Annotated in this window: 25 protein-coding genes and 1 tRNA gene; 11 read left to right on the top strand and 15 right to left on the bottom strand. The window is 56.9% G+C overall.

Features of this window, described 5'->3' with window-relative positions; genetic code table 11:
* The first annotated feature begins 107 nt into the window (after window positions 1-107).
* The 4 genes from ACR0LL_RS02170 to ACR0LL_RS02155 all read left to right on the top strand — a co-directional run bounded on the left by ACR0LL_RS02170 (window position 108) and on the right by ACR0LL_RS02155 (window position 3533).
* Window positions 108-884 (top strand): ABC transporter ATP-binding protein, encoded by a 777-nt coding sequence (locus tag ACR0LL_RS02170; RefSeq protein WP_267365283.1) that lies wholly within the window; start codon window positions 108-110, stop codon window positions 882-884.
* Between the two features lie 34 nt (window positions 885-918).
* Window positions 919-1668 (top strand): transporter substrate-binding domain-containing protein, encoded by a 750-nt coding sequence (locus ACR0LL_RS02165; protein ID WP_267365285.1) that lies wholly within the window; start codon window positions 919-921, stop codon window positions 1666-1668.
* Window positions 1669-1747: 79 nt separating this feature from the next.
* Window positions 1748-2635, top strand: coding sequence for an ABC transporter permease (locus ACR0LL_RS02160; RefSeq protein WP_480476942.1), 888 nt, complete (start codon window positions 1748-1750; stop codon window positions 2633-2635).
* A 91-nt stretch (window positions 2636-2726) separates the two neighbouring features.
* A complete protein-coding gene (locus tag ACR0LL_RS02155) occupies window positions 2727-3533 on the top strand; it encodes an ABC transporter permease (RefSeq protein WP_480583523.1) in 807 nt (268 codons plus the stop codon).
* Window positions 3534-3625: 92 nt separating this feature from the next.
* On the opposite strand, the gene ACR0LL_RS02150 is transcribed toward ACR0LL_RS02155, so the two are convergent.
* Window positions 3626-3702 (bottom strand) — tRNA-His (locus tag ACR0LL_RS02150).
* Between the two features lie 48 nt (window positions 3703-3750).
* Window positions 3751-4233 carry an N-acetyltransferase family protein gene (locus tag ACR0LL_RS02145; RefSeq protein ID WP_480583521.1) on the bottom strand — a complete coding sequence of 161 codons (483 nt, stop codon included), beginning with the start codon at window positions 4231-4233 and terminating at the stop codon, window positions 3751-3753.
* A 77-nt stretch (window positions 4234-4310) separates the two neighbouring features.
* Here ACR0LL_RS02145 and ACR0LL_RS02140 point away from each other — a divergent pair, with 77 nt between their 5' ends.
* Entirely contained in the window at window positions 4311-4499 is a 189-nt protein-coding gene (locus ACR0LL_RS02140) for a DUF6324 family protein (protein WP_117869403.1), read from the top strand.
* A 4-nt stretch (window positions 4500-4503) separates the two neighbouring features.
* Here ACR0LL_RS02140 and ACR0LL_RS02135 read toward each other — a convergent pair whose 3' ends face one another.
* Complete coding sequence (locus ACR0LL_RS02135) at window positions 4504-4935, bottom strand: MmcB family DNA repair protein (RefSeq protein ID WP_480481559.1); 432 nt, start codon at window positions 4933-4935, stop codon at window positions 4504-4506.
* A gap of 114 nt (window positions 4936-5049) precedes the next feature.
* On the opposite strand from ACR0LL_RS02135, the gene ACR0LL_RS02130 reads away from it, so the two are divergent.
* Together ACR0LL_RS02130 and ACR0LL_RS02125 are read left to right on the top strand one after the other, a co-directional pair.
* The gene (locus tag ACR0LL_RS02130; protein ID WP_480476940.1) at window positions 5050-5370 is read left to right on the top strand and encodes an ArsR/SmtB family transcription factor; all 321 of its coding nucleotides are present in this window, start codon (window positions 5050-5052) and stop codon (window positions 5368-5370) included.
* Window positions 5367-5792: an SRPBCC family protein gene (locus ACR0LL_RS02125; RefSeq protein WP_267365293.1), complete on the top strand. Its 426-nt coding sequence runs from the start codon at window positions 5367-5369 to the stop codon at window positions 5790-5792. Before ACR0LL_RS02130 ends, ACR0LL_RS02125 begins: the two co-directional genes overlap by 4 nt.
* Before the next feature lie 387 nt (window positions 5793-6179).
* Here the strand turns inward: ACR0LL_RS02125 and ACR0LL_RS02120 are convergent, their stop codons facing one another.
* From ACR0LL_RS02120 to ACR0LL_RS02095, 6 genes are all read right to left on the bottom strand, one after another.
* Window positions 6180-7346, bottom strand: coding sequence for an adenylate/guanylate cyclase domain-containing protein (locus ACR0LL_RS02120; RefSeq protein WP_480583519.1), 1167 nt, complete (start codon window positions 7344-7346; stop codon window positions 6180-6182).
* Window positions 7347-7611: 265 nt separating this feature from the next.
* On the bottom strand, window positions 7612-7917 hold the full coding sequence (locus tag ACR0LL_RS02115) for a hypothetical protein (RefSeq protein ID WP_480481563.1): 306 nt from the start codon (window positions 7915-7917) through the stop codon (window positions 7612-7614).
* A 59-nt stretch (window positions 7918-7976) separates the two neighbouring features.
* A complete protein-coding gene (gene nusB, locus ACR0LL_RS02110; protein WP_267365295.1) occupies window positions 7977-8459 on the bottom strand; it encodes a transcription antitermination factor NusB in 483 nt (160 codons plus the stop codon).
* Window positions 8456-9007 (bottom strand): 6,7-dimethyl-8-ribityllumazine synthase, encoded by a 552-nt coding sequence (locus tag ACR0LL_RS02105; protein ID WP_480583515.1) that lies wholly within the window; start codon window positions 9005-9007, stop codon window positions 8456-8458. Before ACR0LL_RS02105 ends, nusB begins: the two co-directional genes overlap by 4 nt.
* Before the next feature lie 2 nt (window positions 9008-9009).
* Window positions 9010-10131 (bottom strand): 3,4-dihydroxy-2-butanone-4-phosphate synthase, encoded by a 1122-nt coding sequence (gene ribB, locus ACR0LL_RS02100; RefSeq protein WP_480583513.1) that lies wholly within the window; start codon window positions 10129-10131, stop codon window positions 9010-9012.
* A 104-nt stretch (window positions 10132-10235) separates the two neighbouring features.
* Complete coding sequence (locus ACR0LL_RS02095; RefSeq protein ID WP_480583510.1) at window positions 10236-10823, bottom strand: riboflavin synthase; 588 nt, start codon at window positions 10821-10823, stop codon at window positions 10236-10238.
* A gap of 141 nt (window positions 10824-10964) precedes the next feature.
* On the opposite strand from ACR0LL_RS02095, the gene ACR0LL_RS02090 reads away from it, so the two are divergent.
* The 3 genes from ACR0LL_RS02090 (at window position 10965) to ACR0LL_RS02080 (ending at window position 15481) form a co-directional block, all read left to right on the top strand.
* Window positions 10965-12263 carry a capsule biosynthesis protein gene (locus ACR0LL_RS02090; protein WP_480583507.1) on the top strand — a complete coding sequence of 433 codons (1299 nt, stop codon included), beginning with the start codon at window positions 10965-10967 and terminating at the stop codon, window positions 12261-12263.
* Between the two features lie 80 nt (window positions 12264-12343).
* On the top strand, window positions 12344-13477 hold the full coding sequence (locus ACR0LL_RS02085) for a polysaccharide biosynthesis/export family protein (RefSeq protein ID WP_480583505.1): 1134 nt from the start codon (window positions 12344-12346) through the stop codon (window positions 13475-13477).
* A 3-nt stretch (window positions 13478-13480) separates the two neighbouring features.
* On the top strand, window positions 13481-15481 hold the full coding sequence (locus tag ACR0LL_RS02080; RefSeq protein WP_480583502.1) for a capsular polysaccharide biosynthesis protein: 2001 nt from the start codon (window positions 13481-13483) through the stop codon (window positions 15479-15481).
* 2 nt (window positions 15482-15483) lie between these two features.
* Here the strand turns inward: ACR0LL_RS02080 and ribD are convergent, their stop codons facing one another.
* From ribD to ACR0LL_RS02050, 6 genes are all read right to left on the bottom strand, one after another.
* Complete coding sequence (gene ribD / locus ACR0LL_RS02075) at window positions 15484-16584, bottom strand: bifunctional diaminohydroxyphosphoribosylaminopyrimidine deaminase/5-amino-6-(5-phosphoribosylamino)uracil reductase RibD (RefSeq protein ID WP_480583499.1); 1101 nt, start codon at window positions 16582-16584, stop codon at window positions 15484-15486.
* The gene (gene nrdR / locus ACR0LL_RS02070; protein WP_267367325.1) at window positions 16581-17051 is read right to left on the bottom strand and encodes a transcriptional regulator NrdR; all 471 of its coding nucleotides are present in this window, start codon (window positions 17049-17051) and stop codon (window positions 16581-16583) included. Before nrdR ends, ribD begins: the two co-directional genes overlap by 4 nt.
* A gap of 120 nt (window positions 17052-17171) precedes the next feature.
* A complete protein-coding gene (locus ACR0LL_RS02065) occupies window positions 17172-17585 on the bottom strand; it encodes a secondary thiamine-phosphate synthase enzyme YjbQ (protein ID WP_480583497.1) in 414 nt (137 codons plus the stop codon).
* Between the two features lie 21 nt (window positions 17586-17606).
* Entirely contained in the window at window positions 17607-18011 is a 405-nt protein-coding gene (locus tag ACR0LL_RS02060; RefSeq protein WP_480583495.1) for a hypothetical protein, read from the bottom strand.
* Window positions 18012-18089: 78 nt separating this feature from the next.
* A complete protein-coding gene (locus ACR0LL_RS02055; protein WP_480583492.1) occupies window positions 18090-18635 on the bottom strand; it encodes a DUF4166 domain-containing protein in 546 nt (181 codons plus the stop codon).
* Between the two features lie 2 nt (window positions 18636-18637).
* Complete coding sequence (locus ACR0LL_RS02050; protein WP_480583489.1) at window positions 18638-19075, bottom strand: thiol-disulfide oxidoreductase DCC family protein; 438 nt, start codon at window positions 19073-19075, stop codon at window positions 18638-18640.
* A gap of 345 nt (window positions 19076-19420) precedes the next feature.
* On the opposite strand from ACR0LL_RS02050, the gene ACR0LL_RS02045 reads away from it, so the two are divergent.
* Complete coding sequence (locus ACR0LL_RS02045; protein ID WP_480583486.1) at window positions 19421-20440, top strand: helix-turn-helix domain-containing protein; 1020 nt, start codon at window positions 19421-19423, stop codon at window positions 20438-20440.
* Window positions 20441-20565: the final 125 nt, after the last annotated feature.

Genomic DNA, 20565 nt, shown 5'->3' with positions numbered 1-20565 from the left:
TTGGTCATTTTGGCTGTTTCCGCCCCTGAATTTGCGAATTGCGCATTGCATTGAGCAAAATTTTCGGCCCTATTACCGCACCAACACCACAAACTACTGGACTGCCCGTGACAGAAATCGCTCCCGTCATCGAAATCAAAAACCTTCACAAAAGCTTCGGCAATCTGGAAGTGTTGAAGGGGGTGGATATCACAGCGCATGGCGGCGACGTGGTCTCGCTGATCGGGTCGTCGGGGTCAGGAAAATCAACTTTGCTGCGCTGCTGCAATCTGTTGGAAGACAGCCAGCAGGGTGAAATCCTGTTCAAAGGCGAACCCGTCAAATGGTCGGGCGATAGCCATGGGCGCCGCCCCGCGGACCCCAAGCAGGTTCTGCGCATCCGCACCAACCTGTCGATGGTGTTTCAGCAGTTCAATCTGTGGGCGCATATGACCATCCTGCAAAATGTGATGGAAGCCCCCGTGACCGTTCTGGGCCGCGACAAGGCCGAAGTGGAAGACAGCGCGCGCAAATACCTTGAGAAAGTAGGGATTGGCGACAAATGCGACGCCTATCCGGCACAATTGTCCGGCGGTCAGCAACAGCGTGCCGCGATCGCGCGGGGGCTGTGCATGGAACCGCAGGCGCTGTTGTTCGACGAACCGACCTCGGCGCTGGATCCCGAACTGGAACAGGAAGTGATCAAGGTGATCAAGGATCTGGCCGCAGAAGGGCGCACCATGATCATCGTGACCCATGACATGAAAATGGCGGCAGATATCTCGAGCCACGTGGTATTTCTTCATCAGGGCCTGATCGAGGAAGAAGGTTTGCCCGAAGATATCTTTACGTCACCCGAATCCGAACGGCTTCGGGGCTTTCTCTCCGCTACTCAAGCGGCTTAACTTCAAGAACAGAACCAAAACTGGGGAGTAACCAATGAAAAACCTGATTCTGTCCACTGCAGCCCTGGCGCTGACTGCTGGTATCGCGATGGCCGACACGGTCCGCATGGGCACCGAGGGCGCCTACCCTCCGTACAACTTCATCAACGATGCAGGTGAAATCGACGGGTTCGAACGTGAAGTCGGCGACGAGCTGTGCAAACGCGCTAACCTGGAGTGTGAATGGGTCAAGAACGACTGGGACTCGATCATTCCGAATCTGGTCTCGGGCAACTACGACACCATCATCGCCGGTATGTCGATCACAGCCGAACGTGATGAGGTCATCGATTTTACCCAAGACTATTACCCGCCGACCGCTTCGGCCTATGTCGCGACCTCTGACTCGGCAGACGTAACCGGCGGTGTCGTTGCTGCGCAAACCGCCACGATCCAGGCGGGCCACGTTGCCGAATCTGGTGCAACCCTGGTCGAATTCGCGACCCCGGAAGAAACCATTGCAGCCGTCCGTAACGGCGAAGCCGATGCCGTTCTGGCCGACCGCGACTATCTGGTGCCGTTGGTCGAGGAATCGGGCGGTGAGCTGGTCTTTATCGGCGATCCGGTTCCGCTGGGCGGCGGCGTCGGCATGGGCCTGCGTGAAAGCGACGGTGAACTGCGCGGCAAGTTCGACGAAGCCATCACTTCGATGAAAGCTGACGGCACGCTGAACGAGATGCTGATCAAGTGGTTCGGTGAAGGCACCGCCACATACGGTACTGACGGTTCGGTCGTCACCAACTAAGACCTGACCAATCCCGGTCCGGTGCTTTGGCGCCGGGCCGCTTCCGGCCTAGCCGGAACAGACGTTGGAAAGACGCCATATGTTCTCGTACTGCGCTGATCCTGACACGCTGGGCACGTTCCGCTGGTTTTCATGCTACCTGACCAATGGCGTCCACTGGTCGTTCTACCTGTCTTTCATCAAGGTTTTGGCCTTGCTGGCTGTGACCGCGCCCGTCGCTCTTGGCTTCGGGTTTGCAGGTGCCATGGCGGCGCGCTCGCATTTCCCCCCGCTCAGCTGGCTGGGCAAAGGGTATATCGCGATTGTGCGCGGCGTGCCCGACATTGCGTTTTTCCTGTTCTTCGTCATCGCGTTGGATCAGGCGTTTGAGTGGACGCGACATAAGATATTGTGCCCGGACTGGACCGACCCAATCCGCCAGGGCAATGACTTCCTCGTTTGTCAGGCCGCCAAGCTGCCACTCGGAACCGCGCCTGAATGGGTGCATGAAACCTATGGGTTTTTCCTTGCGGTCATCACCTTCTCTATCGTTTTTGGCGCCTTTGCGGCCAATGTCCTGTTCGGCGGAATGCGCGCCGTACCACATGCGCAACTGGAAACGGCCGAAGCTTATGGCATGAATCGCCGCCAGACCTTCTGGCGTATCCTTGTGCCTCAGATGTGGGTTTACGCGCTGCCCGGCCTGTCCAATCTGTGGATGGTGCTGATCAAGGCGACACCCCTGCTCTTCCTGCTGGGCGTCGAAGATATCGTGTATTGGGCGCGCGAACTGGGCGGCACCAAAACCTCGAAATTCACGCAATACCCGCATGGCGACTGGCGCATGTGGTATTTCCTGTTCCTGCTGATCTTCTACCTTGGCATGACCCGTTTCTCGGAACTTGGGCTTGAAAAACTGATGCGGCGATTGTCCCACGGACAGGCCACTTCCGGCGGAGAGCTTCTGCGCAAGGAGACCACGGCATGATGATCCGCGTTCAAGACCGCAACCGGGTGCCGCACGCGATTGCACAGCAATCTCTTTCGCGCCCGCAATCTCCTTGCCAGGGAGCCCGATCATGAGCTGCATCCAGACCATTCAGGATTACGGCCTGCGGTCGCTTGGCTTTGGCGAACGCCTGCTGCCCAAGACCGATTTCACCCTGTGCGAACAGTTCACCCTGATCGGCTCGGGCATGATCTGGAACATCTATTTCGGCGTAATGGCGCTGGCGACCGGGTTCTTTCTGGCCACCGCGCTGGCCGTCGGCAAAGCCTCGACCAACAAATGGCTGCGCAAACCTGCCGAATGGTTCATCTTTCTGTTCCGGGGCTCGCCTCTCTTTATCCAGTTCTTCTTTGCTTATTTCTTCTTCCTGTCGCTGAAGAAAACATATCCGATGTTCGACGCCTTCACCTCGGCCTGGCTGGGGGCGCTGATCGTGCTGTTCCTGAACACCGCAGCCTATTCGGGTGAGATTTTTTACGGTGCCCTGCGCTCGATCCCCAAGGGAGATATCGAAGCGGCAGATGCCTATGGCATGTCCGGCTGGTCGCGGTTTCGGCGGATCGTCTGGCCCACCATGCTGCGTCTGGCCTGGCCGGCCTATACGAACGAAGCGATCTTTCTGTTCCATGCCACCACGCTGGTCTTCTTCTCGGCCTTTCCGGCCTGGCAACAACGTGGCGACGCGCTCTATTACGCCAGCTATTTCGCGGACAAAACGTTCAACCCGTTCATCCCCTATCCAATTCTGGCGTTCTATTTCATCCTGCTGACATTGGTGATTGTCGGGGGATTTGGCCTGATCAACAAACGCCTGAACCGTCACCTGCCCACCGCCAAACGGGCAAGAATGCGGTTCAAACTGAACCTGGCGCGCTAAAAGACGGCGCGCCGCAAATTCCGGCGTTCAAGCCTACACTACGCTTGTAATACGCTTGGTGATGAGAACACGGACAGTCGATTGGGGGGGAATGGTACCGCCTCCCTGGCTTGAACAGGGGACCTCTGGATCCACAATCCAGCGCTCTAACCAACTGAGCTAAGGCGGCACTTTGTGAGGGGCGATGTACCGAACGCGCCGGGGGAATGCAAGAGGATTAAAGCCGAATTCTCCAGCTTTGTTCGACAAGATCGACGCCAAAGGAATGCACCGGTTTGCTGTCGATCAGTTCCCAGCCAAACGCCCTGTAAAGCGCGCAGGCAGCCGTATGACTTTCATGGGTCCACAAAACCATTTCCCGATATCCAGCCTCGCGTGCGAAGTCTGTACAGGTCTGTAACAGCCGTTTCCCCAACCCAAGTCCGCGCGCCTCGGGGACAAGCAGGAAGAGGCGAAGTTTGGCGGTTGTCTGGTCAACACGCACGCAGAAAATGCTACCCAGTCTTTGTCCAGCCCGTTCAGCAATCCAGCCTTTTTCAAAGGACGGGTCATTGTCGGCAATGAACTCCTCTAGGATGCGCGCAACCAACGGGGCAAAGCTGTCATCAAATCCTTCGTCGTGCGCATAGAGCAACCCGTGCTGTTCAACCAGCCACGCGGCATCATCGGGGCGAAACGTTCTGAGAATCACTTCTTCCATGTCTTATCTGACCGCAAAGGTGACTTGATTCTCAACCCCGTGCGCGCTAGCACGAACGCTCAGTCTCGGAGGCACAGATGGGCATCAATACCGAACGCGATATTCAGGCCAACCTGCAAATCGGCCCGACCGATCAGGGGATGGTACGCTTGTTCATCGAAGCCGACGGCATCGAAATTCCGATGGATTTCGACCCGGAAGAAGCCGAAGAAATCGCCGACGAGATCCGCGCCGCGATACAGGCCGCCCTCGCCGTCAAAGGCTGAACTTTTACAAGCGCGGATCGCGCAGCGCATGCAGACGGCGTGCTGCATCTGTTGCAAATTTCTGGATCATCTTCTTGCGCCGCGCCGGGGCAAGCTTGTCTTCGGGCGCCATGCGCACGATCTCGGCATCATAGGCGTCAGCAATAATCAATCCTGTTTCGTCAGGTAACAGATCGGTCGGAAACTCGGTATCCACGGCCCAGAAGAATCGGTCACACCATTCCAGATAGCCCTGCCATTTGGCATCCGATTGATAATCGGCACGGCTGGATTTGCATTCGATCACCCAAAGCTCACCTTTGGGACCCAGCCCCATCACATCGACACGCAGACCACGTGCCGGAACGAATTCTTCAACAGAAACAAAACCATGCGCGGCAAGGTGGCGTGCGACGCCACGCGCGAGCTTCTGTCCGGGCTGCAAATCTAACAACATACCCCAAATGTGAACAATTGGTGAACAAAAGTAAAGTGCTGCATCGCGCTTGACATGATACCATTAGGTATCGCATTAATATGATACCAAATGGTATCTCTTCTGGGGTTGCTTATGGATAACCGAACTCAAAACGCGTTCCGTGCGCTGGCCGATCCCACACGTAGGGACATTGTTCAATTGCTCTCGTCTCAGGACATGACCATCGGGCAGTTGACAGACCGGTTCGACATGACCCGGGCCGCGGTCAAAAAACACCTGACGGTCCTATCCGACGGCGGCTTGATCACCGTTGAAACCCGTGGCCGCGAACGCATTAACCGTCTTGAACCACAAGGCATGGCCCCCGTTCTGGACTGGCTCAGATATTTTGACCAGTTCTGGGACGATCGCCTCAACTCTCTCAAGGAAGCTGTTGAAAGGAAATCGAAATGACCGATGCAGTTCTGAAGAAATCGATCTTTCTGAGGGCCGAGCCGGAAACGGTTTGGGCTTATCTTACAGACCCGGATCGCCTGGCGGAATGGTTCCACAAACCGAAACATCCTCTGACCGCGGGTCAAAAGCTGGAGATGTTTGGCACAACAAGCGGCGACCTGTTGATCTGGGGTGAGGTTCGCGTTGCCAACCCTCCCAAATATCTGGAATACACGTTCACCGTAAAACCGATGGGCGACGCGGTGAGCGTCGTCAAGTGGACCCTGGAACCCGTCGCAGGCGGGACGCGCCTTGACCTGCGGCATGAAGGCCTGCCGCAGGGGGCCGATGCCTTTGGCCTGATCCTGGCACTGGACAAGGGTTGGGACGAGCACTTTGGCAAGATGCGCACGGCATTGCACGAAACTGTTGATGCCTGACCCCTTGTGCGAACCCGTCAGACGCCCTACTTAAGCGCGTGGCGGGTTCTGCCCTTCTTGTGACAGGTAGCATTCTGGTGGCCTTAAGCAATTCCGAGGGGGCTGGCTCTGTTCAGGTCCTGGCCTGATTACCTGGCGCCCACCTGTATATACAGGTCCTCGGGAATCAAACCACACGGTTGTTTGGTGGTCCCGCCACATTGCTGAATTGGCTCAGAGCACCACCAACGTCGGTCTTTACACGCCTGGATGTCATGCAGATCAAATTAATCCGCTCTGTTAGCCCAATTCTTCCAAAAGCAATGCTGACTTAGTGTACCAGCCTTCCTGTTGAAACATAGCACCCATTCCCTGGCCCCAAGAATATTCATGCAAACTGGTTCAAGGCTATCCTTCGATGAGAGAAAACAATTCGATTGGATCAGCAAGGCCACGAACTTCGTGAACCCCACAAGGCAAAAACAGATCAGGTGAGGTCCCAGCAATCGCTGATGTTACCAGCACTCTGTGACCGATAGACTTGGTTAGACCTTCTATGCGACTGGCAACGTTCACTGCGCCCCCGAGAACCGTGAAATCAAGTCTTCCCGGACTGCCGATATTGCCATAGCTGACTTGCCCAACATTGATCCCGATTCCTACATCCAAAGACGACTTATTAGCCTCAACGCGGCGACTGTTGAGCGTCGTCAAACCGGCCAATACACTTTGTGCGGCTTGCGCAGCCTTTCGGCATCGGTCGGCGTGGTCAACCTGAGTTGCGATGGTGAAGATCGAGAGAATACCGTCACCCATAAACTTGAGAACATCGCCGCCGTTCTCTTCTACGGATTGCACAACCAGATCAAAGTATCCGCTCAGCGCGTCAAAAACATCCACCTCGGGAGCGGCTTCCGAAAGAGCCGTGAAACCTCGCAAATCAGAAAACATGACAACTGCATCAACTGTCGTTCGTTCGCCCCGCTTGATCCGCCCATTCCAAACCGCATCAGAGGGCCCATCACCAAGATATGTTCGTAGCAGCCCCTTGGCTGACTTGCGCATTGTGACGGGTTCCAAGGCGGACGATAGAGCAGGCAGAGCTTCCTCAATCAATTCCAGATGTTGCGGTGAAAAACCGTCTGGGTCCTGTGTAACAAATGTACAGCCGTGCAGAGATCCATCACCATAATACATAAGGGTGGCATAGTAGTCTGTGCCACCCGACTCAGCGAATTCAAGATACGATGAATGCTCGGTCCTTGGATCAAGTTGTCGCAGACTTTTATGAAGTGGCTTTCTGTGCTCCAGAATGTACTCAAATGAGCTGCCAACATACCCGTCTGTCGACATCGTTTCATGAGTTACGTCGTAGCTGTCGGTCCGGTCAGGGGTCCAGACTATCCCCCATGCAATAAGTAACGGATTGGCGAACCGCTGACCAATATTGACTCGCCAGAGTGGAACGCCTTCGTCAACTAATGACGAGCAGAAATGAGAAACTACTTTCACGGGGTCGCCTGAGCGGCGTCCTTCGGTAATCATCCAGTCGGTTAATTGTGGTACGGAGGCCATGTTGTCAAACTAGTCGCTTGGACAAGATGATCAAAGTCCCTTCCTATTAGCAGGTCATTCAAAGCGCTATATTGAAGGAATATGTTCAGACCAAGGCCCCAGATACGCCATTCTGAATATCCGCGATAGGCTGAAATCAACCGCATACAAACGTGACAGCGGCTGCATCTGCTTTGAAGCTGCAACAGTCAATGTCGGCGCAACCATCTCACGATATGCCAGAGAACCCATAAGAGGCTTGGTGTGATAAAGCCTGGTATCAAAATTAGCGTGAAACACTCGCCTCTTGCTTGATCGCAACTGGTTTCAAATCATCTAAAACCGGTGTTCCCCGGCGCGGGCCTTGCGGCTTTTCTGCCATGCTCATGATCTTGTAGGCGAACTGGACACCGGCAAAGACAATGCCGTTCATGAACCAGATCATCACCAAAGCGATAAGACCGATTTCCGAACTGGTTATCAGATGGCGCAGGTTTGCGACATTCAGCGCCAACAGGACGCCGACAAACACAGCCGAAATGACAAAGCCCCAGGCAACTTGCGTGATATAAAGGCGGATCAGTTTGGGCATGGCGAACCTCTTTGCGCTATGACATTCAAGTTAGCGCATATCTGGTTCTCGTAAAGGCGTCAGAATGCCTCGGGCTGTGCTTCGCGGGCCATGTGATCCAGCACAGCATTGACGAATTTCGGCTCTTTGCCTTCCGGGAAAAACGCACGCGCAACGTCAACAAATTCAGTGATGACAACCTTTGGCGGCGTGTCGCTTTGGGTCAGCTCTGCCCCAGCCGCACGGAACAGCGCCCGCAAGGTCGGGTCAATCCGAGCGATCGGCCATTTGGCGACCAGCGCACGGTCCGTCATCTGGTCGATGGCCGCCTGATAGTTCACCGCGTCATCGACCAACGAGCGGAAGACACTGATATCACCGTCCAACATTTCCTCACCCTCATAGACAGCGCCAAAACGGTGATCCAGAAACTCATTCACGACAGCTTCGGTCGTTTGCCCGGATTGTTCCATCTGGAACAGCGCTTGCACGGCATAAAGCCGGGCGGCGGATTTCATCAGGCGTTTCTGGTTTGCCGGTTTCGGCGCGTCTGTCTTGGTCATGCTGTCGAAGGTCCGTTGCTGTCGCCCGCCACGAGGATGGACTCGGACGGCGGTTTGAAGCCAACGCCCTTTTTGGAAGAGCCCCACTTACGGCTGAGCGCGATCAGATGCAAGGCCGCAGCAGCAGCCCCACCCCCTTTATTCATCTTTTTCGGGTTCGCGCGGACTTCGGCCTGCGCGTCGTTTTCCACAGTCAGAATGCCATTGCCGATGCACAGGCCCTGTAGGCCCATCAACTGGATCGCCCGGCTGGAGTCATTGCAAACGGTTTCGTAATGCGTGGTCTCGCCGCGAATGACGCAGCCCAGCGCGACGTAACCGTCAAAGTTGCATTGACGGTCGGCCATTGCGATGGCGGTCGGGATTTCCAGCGCGCCGGGCACCTCGACCACTTCGCAGGTTCCACCCGCGGCTTCGATTTCGGCCTTCGCGCCCGTGATCAGGTTATCGGCAATCGCACGATAAAACGGCGCCGCCACGATCAGCAGCTTGACCGGCTTGTCAAATTTCGGTGTCGGCAGAACGCCATGTTCGTCTTGAGCAGCCATGATCAGTCTTCCTTCAAAATCGAACGGGTACCGACGATGGACAGGCCAAACGCGTCAAGCCCCAGATATACGGTTTCTGGCGAGTCGGTCAGCAGAACCAGTTCCTGAATTCCCATCTTGGACAAGATCTGGGCCCCCAGACCGGTTTGTTTAATGGTGCGCGGTCCCTCGTCACCCGTCGCATATAGCGAGTTGCGCGGTTGACGGAACAGGCAGACCACGCCCCGTCCTTCTTCAGCAATCTTTTCCATGGCGCGCGGCAGTTCGCGCGATGATTTCGGACCAAGACCCAGAATATCGGGGGCCTCGTGCAAAGCATGGGTGCGGGTCAACACCGGTTCGGGTGTGGTGATATCGCCCTTAATCATGACCACATGTTCGATGCCATGGGTCTGATCGGTGAACAGCCGCATCTCCCACTCGCCGCCATATTCTGACGTCACGATCTGACGCGAGGTTTCAACCACCAGATTGTCGTTGCGCGACCGGTAGGCAATCAGGTCACTGATCGTGCCGATCTTCATGTTGTGCTCTTGCGCAAACTCAACCAGATCAGGCAGACGCGCCATGGTGCCGTCGGGTTTCATGATCTCGCAGATCACGCCCGAGGGGTTTAGACCTGCCAGACGCGAGATATCAACGGCAGCCTCGGTATGACCGGCACGCACCAGCACCCCACCCCGCTTGGCGCGCAAGGGGAAGACGTGGCCTGGTGTCGCGATATGGGCCATTGTGTTCTGCTCGTTGATCGCAGTCGCCACGGTCAGCGCACGATCGGCGGCAGAGATCCCGGTGCTGACCCCTTCGCGCGCCTCGATGGACACGGTGAATGCGGTTTCGTGCCGGGACGAGTTGTTCACCGCCATCATCGGCAGCCCAAGCGCTTCGACCCGTTCTGCCGTCATAGGCAGACAGATCAGGCCACGGCCATGGGTGGCCATAAAGTTAATGGCCTCGGCATCTGCGAACTCGGCAGCAATCACCAGATCGCCCTCGTTTTCGCGATCCTCGTGATCGACCAGAATATACATCCGGCCGGCACGCGCCTCTTCAATAATGTCTTCGATCGGGCTGATCGCGTCGCGCAGCCGGGCCTCGACCGGGCCGGGTGTCTCAAAGCTCATTGGGCAGCCTTTCGCATGGCATGTTTGAACGGCGGAATAGACCACTGAGGGCACAAAGACCAGTCCACAAACGGCGCAGGTCTGCTCCGACGCGACGTATGGTATCAGGACATCTCGGCCAGACGCGCCACATAACGGGCCAGTGTATCGATCTCAAGATTGACCCGGTCCCCGACCTGCACGTCACCCCAGGTGGTGACCTCTTTGGTGTGTGGAATGAAGTTGATGCCGAAATCGCAATCTGTCACGTCATTGACCGTCAGGGATGTGCCATTCAATGCCACCGATCCTTTGGGCGCGATGAACCGTGCAAGATCCTTTGGCGCGCGCAGGGTGACGCGGGTGCTGTCACCGTCTTCCCTGATCGCGATCACCTCGGCTACGCCATCCACATGGCCCGAGACGATGTGACCGCCCAATTCGTCACCAACCTTCAGCGCGCGTTCCAGATTGACACGCTTGCCGACAGTCCAGGTGTCGAGATTGGTTTTCGAGACGGTTTCCGCGCTGATCTGGACATCATACCAATCGTCGCCCAGCGCGATCACGGTCAGACAAACACCGTCACTGGCAATAGAGGCTCCGATATCGATGCCCGCAGTGTCATAGGCAGTCCTGATCCGCGCGCGCAGGTCTCCCTGCTGCTCCAGCTCGGCGACAGTGCCCATGTCGGTGACGATCCCTGTAAACATTCCGTTAACCCTCAGTTCCTAACCTGTGCCTGACTATCACCGTCGAGGTAAGGCCAACGGGCCGCGCGGGCAAGCCCTGCCTTGCCGTACACCCACCAAACGGGCATAGTTTTGGCAACAACAACAATACGAGCAGTTCGGATGCCGCACCCGCCTTCAAGGTCTCATGATCGGGTCTTCCTGTTCCTTCAGGGCCCGCACGGACCTTTTTTCCCGGCCTTGGGGCGTATGTTGCGCGCCACGGGGGCTCGGGTCTGGCGGGTTGGGTTCAATGCAGGCGATCAGGCGTTCTGGTTTGGCAAGGCAAGCTACATCCCGTTTCAGGACAAACCGGAAAACTGGCCCGCAACACTGTCCTCTTTGATCGATGAAAAAGCAGTTACGGATATTGTTCTATATGGCGACACCAGACCCATACATGCGCGTGCGGTCGAAATCGCCCGGTCTTGCGGAGTTACCGTACATGTATTCGAGGAGGGGTATCTGCGCCCATGGTGGGTGACTTATGAGCGGGACGGATCAAACGGAAATTCCCGGCTGATGTCGCTGGACGTTCAGCAAATGCGCCAGGCCTTGGCCTTGTCCGACCGAAAGGCGCCGCCGCCACCGTCGCATTGGGGAGACATGCGGCACCATATCTTCTATGGCGCCCTTTATCATTGGTTCGTGATGGCCCTGAACAGTCGCTACCGCAACTTTCAACCGCACAGGGAATTACCTGTCTCGCAAGAATTCAGATTGTACCTCAAGCGACTGTTTTTGATGCCTTTTCATCGCCTTCAACGAAGTGTGGCAACGGCGCGGGTCAGATGGGGCGGATACCCCTACCACCTCGTTCTGTTGCAGCTTGGGCATGACAGCTCGGTGCAGGCTCATTCCAGCTTTTCGGGCATGTGTGAATTTCTTGAGCTGGTAATCGAAGGATTTGCGCAGGGCGCGCCTGCCCATCACAGGCTGGTGGTAAAGGAACACCCGTTGGAAAACCATCGCGAACCGTTGCGACGCCGGGCCCGCGAGATAGCCGGAAAACATGGCATCGGCGACCGGGTTCATTATGTGCCGGGCGGCAAACTGGCCAGATTGCTGGATGAGGCGAATTCGGCCGTCACCGTGAATTCCACCGCCGGACAGCAGGTTTTGTGGCGAGGCATTCCATTGCGCATTTTCGGGCGTTCGGTTTATGACAAGCCCGATTTCGTCTCGCAGCAGCCAATCGCGGCGTTTTTCGCCGATCCCCACCACCCGGATGCCGAAGCCTATCGCTGTTATCGGCAATTTCTTCTGGAAACCAGTCAGGTACCCGGCGGGTTCTATTCAAGGCGTGGCCGCCGTCAGCTGCTGCGCCGCGCCGTAGATATGCTTTTGGACACCAACGACCCCTACCAATCGGTTCTGAACACGAACGAGGCGCGAACGACACAGTTGAAAGTCGTCGAATGAAACGGGTGGTGTGTGACTGGAAGTTAAGCAACTTACCAGCTAGTCTGCACGCAACTACAAAAGACTGAGGATATCGGGCGGTGAAAGTCTCTCCTGGGCGATGGATGCGGGGTGTGTCCCTTGTGGCTGCAATTGGCCTGCTGGCCGCGTGCCAGCTGCCAAAATCCGGACCGAATAAATCCGAAATTCTGGCCGGTTCAGTTCAAAACGGGGGCAACGCATATGTCGTTGAAGTTGACGACAACGTCACACGCGCGACGTCCGCCATTCCTCAGTATGGCTTTTCTTCCTCCTTCAGCAGTGCCCAGACATTGACCGCAGATACCGTTCGCCCTGGAGACGTGCTGGGGCTGACCATCTGGGAAAACGTCGACGATGGACTGCTGTCCGGCGAAACCGGCCTGGCGACCGCGTTGAATGAGGTTCAGGTCGACAGCGACGGATTTATCTTTGTTCCCTATGCAGGCCGGATTCGGGCTGCAGGAAACACGCCGGAACAGCTGCGCGTTCTGATCACAGACAAGCTTCAGGAACAGACGCCGGACCCGCAGGTCGAAGTGCGTCGCGTCGCTGGTGACGGGTCCACTGTCTCGCTGACGGGCACGGTCGCCGCACCAGGCATTTATCCGATTGAACGGCCAACTCGGTCGCTGCTTGGTATGTTGTCCCGGGCGGGCGGAGTCTCGGTCGCGTCTGACATCGCGCTGGTGACCCTGATCCGGGGCGATCAGAAAGGTACCGTCTGGTACGAGGACCTGTTCCGCAACCCCAAGCTGGACGTCGCCCTGCGCGGTGGTGACCGCATTCTGGTGGAAGAGGACAGCAGATCGTATATCGCCCTTGGCGCAACCGGGGGCCAGTCGCGCGTGGCGTTTGAAAGTCAGGATCTGTCGGCACTGGAAGCCTTGGCGCAGGTCGGCGGTCTGCTGACGCTGTCCTCGGATCCAACGGGTATCTTCATTCTGCGCAAGGAACGTCAGGATGTTGCCCGCAGTATCACCGGACGGGCCGACCTCAAAGGGGATCAGCGCATGATCTACCTGCTGAACTTGACAGCCCCCAACGGCCTGTTCATTGCACGCGATTTCGTGATCCGGGACGATGATACGATCTACGTGACCGAAGCGCCCTATGCTCAGTGGAGCAAGTCGATCTCACTTATCGCAGGCGGTCTGACTCCCGTTGCAAACGTTGCCACGCTAACCGGCAATTGATGCATGCGACCCGATCCCGACACGTCAGCCGGGAGCGGGCAAAATCGGCTGTTTGTTTATAACGGCGGCTTTCTGACCCAGAAACGTCTGAGACGAATTCTGTCGCTTTCGGGTTACGACATTCGACTGGGATTTCCGAAAGAAGGCGATTGCGTAGGCGTCTGGGGCAACAGCCCGACAGCACATCGCGGTCTTAAGATTGCTGAAAAACACGCTGCCCCGATTCTGCGGGTCGAGGACGCCTTTCTCAGATCTCTGCACCCGGGCCGGAATGGCGAGCCCCCTTTGGGGCTGTTGCTGGATCGTTCCGGCCTGCATTTCGATGCCGCCACGCCGTCTGAACTTGAAACAGTGCTGGCCACGCACCCTCTGGATGACACGGCCCTGCTGAACCGTGCCCGCGCCGCGATCACGCGGATCAGAGAGCTTAACCTCAGCAAGTATTCCGCCTTCGATCTCGATCTTGAACCACCCGATCCGGGTTATGTTCTGGTGATTGATCAGACGGTCGGCGATGCGTCGGTAACAGCAAGCGGAGCGGACCGCGCCCGGTTTCTTGAAATGCTTGTCTTGGCGCAGGAGGAAAACCCCGGCGCACGTATCCTGATCAAGACGCATCCTGAAACACTGGCGGGTCACCGTCAGGGGCATTTTACCGATCAGGACCTGTCAGACCGGATAACGCAGTTCAGCGACCCGATCAGCCCATGGCCGTTGCTTGAAGGGGCTGTTGCTGTCTACACCGTGTCCTCGCAACTGGGGTTCGAGGCAATTCTGGCAGGCCACAAACCGCGTGTGTTCGGCCAACCTTTCTATGCCGGATGGGGCCTGACGCAGGATGACAGACCCGTTCCGCGCCGCCAGCGCAGCCTGACACGGGCGCAATTGTTCGCGGCCGCCATGCTGCTGTACCCGACTTGGTATGACCCCTATCGCGATCAGCTGTGCGAACTGGAAACGGTACTGGACACGTTAGAGGCAAAGACCGGCGCCTGGCGACAGGACAAGAACGGCTGGACGGCATCCGGGATGCGCTTGTGGAAACGCAGGCATCTGCAACAGTTTTTCGGGCAACATGGAAAGCTGCGCTTTACGGCATCTCAACCCGGCACACTGGACCGCCCCCACATGGTCTGGGCCAGCCAGGCAAGGAACACCGAAGGGGCGGTTCGGGTCGAAGACGGGTTCCTGCGTTCACGCGGGCTTGGGGCGGAACTGGTCCCGCCATTGTCGCTGGTGACGGACGAGATCGGTATCTATTACGACCCGACAAAACCCAGCCAGTTGGAAGATTTGATCACCTTGCGTGAAACGTTGAGGCCGGATCAGGACCTGCGCGCGGAACGTCTTGTCGAAAACCTTTTGGCCGCAGGCTTGAGCAAATACAATACCGGCAATCCGACCAGCCCCCTGCCCGAAGGCCATCGTATTCTTGTGCCCGGACAGGTCGAGGACGACGCCTCGATCCTGTTGGGTACCAGCGCGGTCCGCAACAATCTGGACCTGCTGAAAACTGTGCGCGATGCCAATCCCGACGCGATCCTGATTTACAAACCCCACCCCGATGTCGAAGCGGGTCTGCGCGAAGGCAGGATCGATTCCGAGGCAATTGCCGACATTGTTTTAACCCAAACAGACCCCGCATCATTGTTGCCGCACGTGCAGGAAGTATGGACCATGACATCGCTTCTGGGGTTCGAGGCTTTGCTGCGCGGTGTGAAGGTTACAACTCTGGGCGCGCCCTTTTATGCGGGTTGGGGGCTGACCACGGATCTGGGGGCTGTTCCCGCCCGGCGTGGCGCACGACCGACGTTGATGGGCCTCGTCCATGCCACCCTGATTGATTACCCTCGTTATTTCGACCCGGTCACGGGGCAACCCTGCCCGGTCGAGGTTGCCGTTGATCGTCTGGCGCAGGGCACTTGTGCTCCGACCGGTCCGTTCAATCGAGTTCTGTCAAAACTTCAGGGCGTGTTTGCGACACATGCGCACTTGTGGCGCTAAACCTAGTCAGACGCCCTGCGCCAACGGTGCAGGATATCCCCACCCACCACTTTCGCTTCAACCAGTTCGAACCGTGGCGCGGCGTCCAGTGTCGTCAACGCCAATGTTCCCACAGCAGCCAGACCTTCGGCCCCAATGGTCAATCCAGCGGTAAATCCGACCAATTCATCCACCAGATCCTCGGCCAGCAGCGATGCAGCCAGCGCCGCCCCGCCTTCGCAGAAGACGCTGGTCAGACCGGCTTGCCCCAACTGTTGGAGCAGATCGACCGCGTCAATCTGATGATCCTTCAACGCGCAGGGGATCAGCCTGGCGCCCAATCCTTCCCAGGCTTTCGCGCGCTCGGCATCCGGGTGATGCGCATGGCAGAGCCACACAGGTGTCTTTGATGCCGTGCGGGCCAAATGCCCCATCAAGGAAATATCCATATGGCGCGAAACCACAACGCGCACGGGCTGATGATCAATGCCAAGATCCCGAACTGTCAGTGAGGGATCGTCAGCCCGCGCCGTACCCGCTCCGACCATCACCGCGTCGTGTCGCGCACGCATGGCATGGACGACGCGGCGCGCCTGTGGCCCGGTAATCCATTGGCTGTGCCCGGTCGAGGTTGCGATCCGCCCGTCAAAACTGCTGGCCAGCTTGAGGGTCACGAAAGGTCGGCCCTGTTCGGTCTTCAGAAAAAAGCCCGCCAGATCACGTTCCGCCTGCTCTGCGAGGACACCGGTTACGACCTTAATTCCGGCCTCGCGCAACTTGGCAAAGCCCTGCCCCGCGACACGCAGATCGCTGTCTTCCACGGCTGCCACGACACGGGCGACACCCGCAGCAATCAAAGCCTCGGCACAGGGGGGTGTTTTGCCGTGATGGGCGCAGGGTTCCAAAGTCACATAGGCGGTCGCGCCATGTGCGGCCTGCCCGGCTTGCGCCAAAGCCTCGGTCTCGGCATGGGGGCGGCCGCCCAGCTGGGTCCAACCGCGCCCGACAATCCGCCCTTTGCGCACGATAACACACCCCACCGCAGGGTTTGGCCAGCACATCCCCTGACCGCGCCGCCCCAGTGACAGGGCCAGCGCCATGAATCGCTTATCTGTTTCGCTCACTCGTCCGTCGGTGGCTGCGGCGGGCGCAGTTCGTGGACAAACTCCTCAAAATCATCGGCCGCCTGGAAATTCTTGTACACACTCGCAAAGCGAACATAAGCGACGGTATCGATCCGCGCCAGAGCTTCCATAACGATCTCACCGATCTTGTGGGACGGGATATCCGTGTCGCCCATGCTTTCCAGCCGGCGCACGATACCCGAAATCATCTGATCGATCCGCTCAGGATCAACTGGCCGTTTCTGCATTGAGATGCGGATCGAACGTTCCAGTTTGTCGCGGTCGAAATCCTCGCGCTTACCATTGGTCTTTATGACAACCAAATCACGCAGTTGCACACGCTCATAGGTCGTGAACCGCCCGCCACAGGCCGGGCAGAACCGGCGTCGGCGGATTGCCACGTGGTCCTCTGCCGGACGTGAATCTTTTACCTGAGTATCAATATTTCCGCAAAACGGGCAGCGCATCCGCCGTCTCCTCGTCCCTTGTTCCGCCTCTTTTTGTAAGCGCTGCGACTTACTTATCCACAACTATAGGGCAGCAACTAGAGTTTGGGTAGTCGGAAATTTCAACCGCTAGATAAAGGGTCAGGCAAGGTGCGCTGCAATCCGTCTCTGGTGTGGTGCCGTGCGGTGTTCAAACAGATATATCCCCTGCCATGTTCCAAGGCACGGGCGACCCTGCACCACAGGTATCGACAAGGATACCGGCAACAGCGCTGCCTTTATATGCGCTGGCATGTCGTCGGGGCCTTCATAAGTATGCCGAAGATACGACATTGCCGGGTGATCGGATTGCGGCACCAGCCTTTCGAAAAACGCCCGAAGATCAGTTTGAACTTCGGGGTCTGCGTTTTCCTGAACAAGCAATGAACAGGAGGTGTGGCGAACAAAAAGCGTCAGTAAGCCATCCGTCGCCACCTGCCCCAGCCACTGCGTCACCTCGGACGTGAATTCGTAAAGACCTGATCCTTGGGTCCGGATTACAAATTCAGTCTGCATTCGCGGTGTCTCGCCGTTCTGTCAGTCGTTATAGAACGGTCGATAGTTACACCTGGCATTCGCGCCTTGTACAGACATGCTGGCGCCAGGTTGAAAACCGATTGTAACAAAGCTGCTTGGCTGTACATCGACATTCTGGGGCGGCTTGGTCGAGAACTGAACCGCCGTTTTACGACCGGTGGTGACGCTTGGCCCATACCCGCGCAACACGTAGATCCGATCGCGCCAGCCCGCGCCCAATGTACGCCGTGCATAATCCGCTGCCGCGCACCAGTATCCTTCGGTACGCTGGTCGCCGCGCGGAATAACTTCGAAATCGGTGGCGTTTATCGGCTCGGTCCGGTACCCGTGCGGTGCCGCGTCAGCCGTCATTGGAATGCTGAACGCCAGGGCGGCAATCGCGGCAAATGTCCGTGTGTGTTTCATTGTCATTTCTTCCCTGATTGTGTGTCTCAAAAAGGTTAGGCCATAAGCTTCGTCGGCACAGGGTCGCTCACGTTCTGTTTAATCCGTCTCATGCGTTGCGTGAACCGGCGTGAGCCATCCCTGGTATCTGATCAACAACCCCAGTCCCGGCACGTCCGCAGACACATCAAACCGAAAGCGCCCCGCTTTGTCCTGCCATTCGTACGTTCTTGAACGCGGCAAGGTAAAAGATGGCATCGGGATGCCAAACACGGTCAGGCGGAGGATATTGATATGCATCCCGCTTTCCTGCCAAACGGGCCTTAACCAGATCGAGACCACGCCGAAAGATTCCCGGACACACTCGCTTTTCGTATCATACTTCAGAGTTGATCGGGTTTTGTGGCCCGCGAAATTCCGATCCCATGACCAGATTTCGCCATTTGCATCAATCTGCAGGGAAACGGGGACGTCTTTGCCGTTTTGCGGAAACCCTGCCAGACGTGTTACAAGGGCAACCCATATCCCTTTGCCACGTTCGATATCGCAGCGTCCCGCAAAGCAGCCCTCGCTCATGTGCAGATCTCGAACCGCCTTTGGCAACCTTTCGGTCGATCCTATCGCGTCAAGAAAGGGATCGCCCATCGCTAGTACCCGTTTTCGGCAAAACGAGCGCTGATATCGGGACCGGGAACCAGACATGTCTCGGAACGCCCGAAGAACGCGTATCTGTTTCGTGCGATCAGGCGATAGACAGGATCCTTGATAAGCCGAGGCAGAAACCGGCACATTGAGAACAGCGACCACGGGCCGCGCAACTGTTGCATCGCCGCTGCAAACGCATCCAGATGCTGAAAAACAGCGCCATCCACAACGACCAGATTTGTTTGAAAATCCTGTGTGGGAAGGCCAAGATCACGATATAGTTTTTGCCCAAGCGGGGATTGCGCCGTTGCAAACTGGAAAACTTGGCGCCGGTCACGTTTCAGCATAAATTGGAAAAACCCCGAACACAGCACGCATTCGCCGTCAAACACAATCAGGTTTTGGTCATAAACCCCTGTATTCTTGAAAATATCTTGCAAGGTTTTACACCGGAATTATTGACTTAAAGCCAGCCTGACAAAACCACCTGAGCGAAGCAATGCGACATGTACGAAAGGTGTGGGGGCGTGCCGGGGAGCCTTGACCAGAGGCTGGTGATTTCCCCGAGGCTCTGACCTCATCCCCATAAAGGTCTGGACCCGGCAACACTGCTGAAGTGGTTCGTTGCACGTGGCGACGCTTGTCCATATTGGTCAAAAATTTTTGAGAAACTGCCATCGACGGCTTGTTTCTGTCTGAAATCCACTTGTCAGCACCGTCGATCATGAAAGAAAATTCTCTAATAGTTTGCCTATGTATTTGAAAATTTGAGGTACTGTTTCGCGATGGATGTCGATATCGGCCGTCTTCATTTGTTTATTCAGGCACTGGACCGCCATTCTGGTAATGGCGACATGTCCCGCGATGTCCTGAAAATGGCGGGGCTACGCCCTCAGGATATCGCACCGCCGGTCACTACCTACAGCGTACAAAGCGAGGCTTTGTTTATCCGTTATGCATGTGACGCCACCCACGACATCACATTTGCTGCCCGCACGGGGCTTGAGGTTACGTCAGCCTCGACCGTGACCGCCTATATCAGCAAGTATTCCCGCGACCTGAAACAGGTGATGGAGAACCTCACGCGCTTTCACGGCATCATCGACCCTGCCATCGCGCTTAACCTGCGCGTCGCGGGTAATTTTGCGACCTTGGAAGCCGAGTGGAAAGATCCCGGGTATGCGCGGTATCACAGACGCACCGAATTCCTGATTTTTGCTGCCCTGGCCAGAATGCGGAACCTGACGCAAGTCAATCTCTATCCGATAGAAATTCGGTTTCAGCACAGGGTCGGCGGCCACGCCCGAAGATTTGAGAAACTTGCCGGATTTCCGGTGACTTTTGGGGCCGAGAACCTCGAGATTATCCTGCCACTTGCCGCGCTGGACCTGCCTGTGCCGACGTATGACCCCCAACTCAGAGAGCATTTGCTGGGATATGCAGATCGCCTGCTTTCTGAGAGAGGCGCGCCCAAACATCTGACCCGTGCCAAGGTCGAAGGGCTTGTCACCCGTTCCCTGCCCGGCGCAATCCCGCAGGCCGAAAGCCTCGCGGCTGATTTGGGGATGAGCCTTAGAACCTTCAGTCGGCGCCTCAGGGACGAAGGCACCAGCTATCGCGATGTTGTCGACGACCTGCGGTGCGACCTGGCGCAGACCTTTATCAAGAATGAAATGCCCTTGTCTGAAATCGCCTATTCGCTGGGCTATGCCGATCAGGCCGCATTTTCGACCGCTTTCAAACGTTGGACAGGCCAGCCACCCAGCGCGTTCAAGACACGAATGGAACACCCGATACGGACGTGAGACCGGGGGTCATCAGCTTGAAAAACCTCGCCCCGGCCCGTCCCATGAGTGGACAGAACGGATATAGAAGGACAGAAGGTCCAGCCCTTGTGCGTTCCCGCCAATGTGATGGGAGAACAGGCCAT

Source organism: Ruegeria sp. AI2 (genome assembly GCF_056541275.1).
This window is presented reverse-complemented; position numbering and strand designations above follow the sequence as displayed.

What these genes read in the sequence shown, in the direction of transcription:
- ACR0LL_RS02095 (WP_480583510.1), bottom strand. Translation starts at nt 10,823, where the DNA reads ATGTTTACAGGGATCGTCACCGACATGGGCACTGTCGCCGAGCTGGAG.
- ACR0LL_RS02145 (WP_480583521.1), bottom strand. Translation starts at nt 4,233, where the DNA reads ATGGAAGAAGTGATTCTCAGAACGTTTCGCCCCGATGATGCCGCGTGG.
- ACR0LL_RS02060 (WP_480583495.1), bottom strand. Translation starts at nt 18,011, where the DNA reads ATGAAACACACACGGACATTTGCCGCGATTGCCGCCCTGGCGTTCAGC.
- ACR0LL_RS02135 (WP_480481559.1), bottom strand. Translation starts at nt 4,935, where the DNA reads ATGTTGTTAGATTTGCAGCCCGGACAGAAGCTCGCGCGTGGCGTCGCA.
- ACR0LL_RS02090 (WP_480583507.1), top strand. Translation starts at nt 10,965, where the DNA reads ATGCCGCACCCGCCTTCAAGGTCTCATGATCGGGTCTTCCTGTTCCTT.
- ACR0LL_RS02160 (WP_480476942.1), top strand. Translation starts at nt 1,748, where the DNA reads ATGTTCTCGTACTGCGCTGATCCTGACACGCTGGGCACGTTCCGCTGG.
- ACR0LL_RS02065 (WP_480583497.1), bottom strand. Translation starts at nt 17,585, where the DNA reads ATGCAGACTGAATTTGTAATCCGGACCCAAGGATCAGGTCTTTACGAA.
- ACR0LL_RS02120 (WP_480583519.1), bottom strand. Translation starts at nt 7,346, where the DNA reads ATGGCCTCCGTACCACAATTAACCGACTGGATGATTACCGAAGGACGC.
- ACR0LL_RS02130 (WP_480476940.1), top strand. Translation starts at nt 5,050, where the DNA reads ATGGATAACCGAACTCAAAACGCGTTCCGTGCGCTGGCCGATCCCACA.
- ACR0LL_RS02115 (WP_480481563.1), bottom strand. Translation starts at nt 7,917, where the DNA reads ATGCCCAAACTGATCCGCCTTTATATCACGCAAGTTGCCTGGGGCTTT.
- ACR0LL_RS02140 (WP_117869403.1), top strand. Translation starts at nt 4,311, where the DNA reads ATGGGCATCAATACCGAACGCGATATTCAGGCCAACCTGCAAATCGGC.
- ACR0LL_RS02125 (WP_267365293.1), top strand. Translation starts at nt 5,367, where the DNA reads ATGACCGATGCAGTTCTGAAGAAATCGATCTTTCTGAGGGCCGAGCCG.
- ribB (WP_480583513.1), bottom strand. Translation starts at nt 10,131, where the DNA reads ATGAGCTTTGAGACACCCGGCCCGGTCGAGGCCCGGCTGCGCGACGCG.
- ACR0LL_RS02155 (WP_480583523.1), top strand. Translation starts at nt 2,727, where the DNA reads ATGAGCTGCATCCAGACCATTCAGGATTACGGCCTGCGGTCGCTTGGC.
- nusB (WP_267365295.1), bottom strand. Translation starts at nt 8,459, where the DNA reads ATGACCAAGACAGACGCGCCGAAACCGGCAAACCAGAAACGCCTGATG.
- nrdR (WP_267367325.1), bottom strand. Translation starts at nt 17,051, where the DNA reads ATGCGCTGCCCGTTTTGCGGAAATATTGATACTCAGGTAAAAGATTCA.
- ACR0LL_RS02080 (WP_480583502.1), top strand. Translation starts at nt 13,481, where the DNA reads ATGCGACCCGATCCCGACACGTCAGCCGGGAGCGGGCAAAATCGGCTG.
- ACR0LL_RS02105 (WP_480583515.1), bottom strand. Translation starts at nt 9,007, where the DNA reads ATGGCTGCTCAAGACGAACATGGCGTTCTGCCGACACCGAAATTTGAC.
- ACR0LL_RS02045 (WP_480583486.1), top strand. Translation starts at nt 19,421, where the DNA reads ATGGATGTCGATATCGGCCGTCTTCATTTGTTTATTCAGGCACTGGAC.
- ACR0LL_RS02055 (WP_480583492.1), bottom strand. Translation starts at nt 18,635, where the DNA reads ATGGGCGATCCCTTTCTTGACGCGATAGGATCGACCGAAAGGTTGCCA.
- ACR0LL_RS02165 (WP_267365285.1), top strand. Translation starts at nt 919, where the DNA reads ATGAAAAACCTGATTCTGTCCACTGCAGCCCTGGCGCTGACTGCTGGT.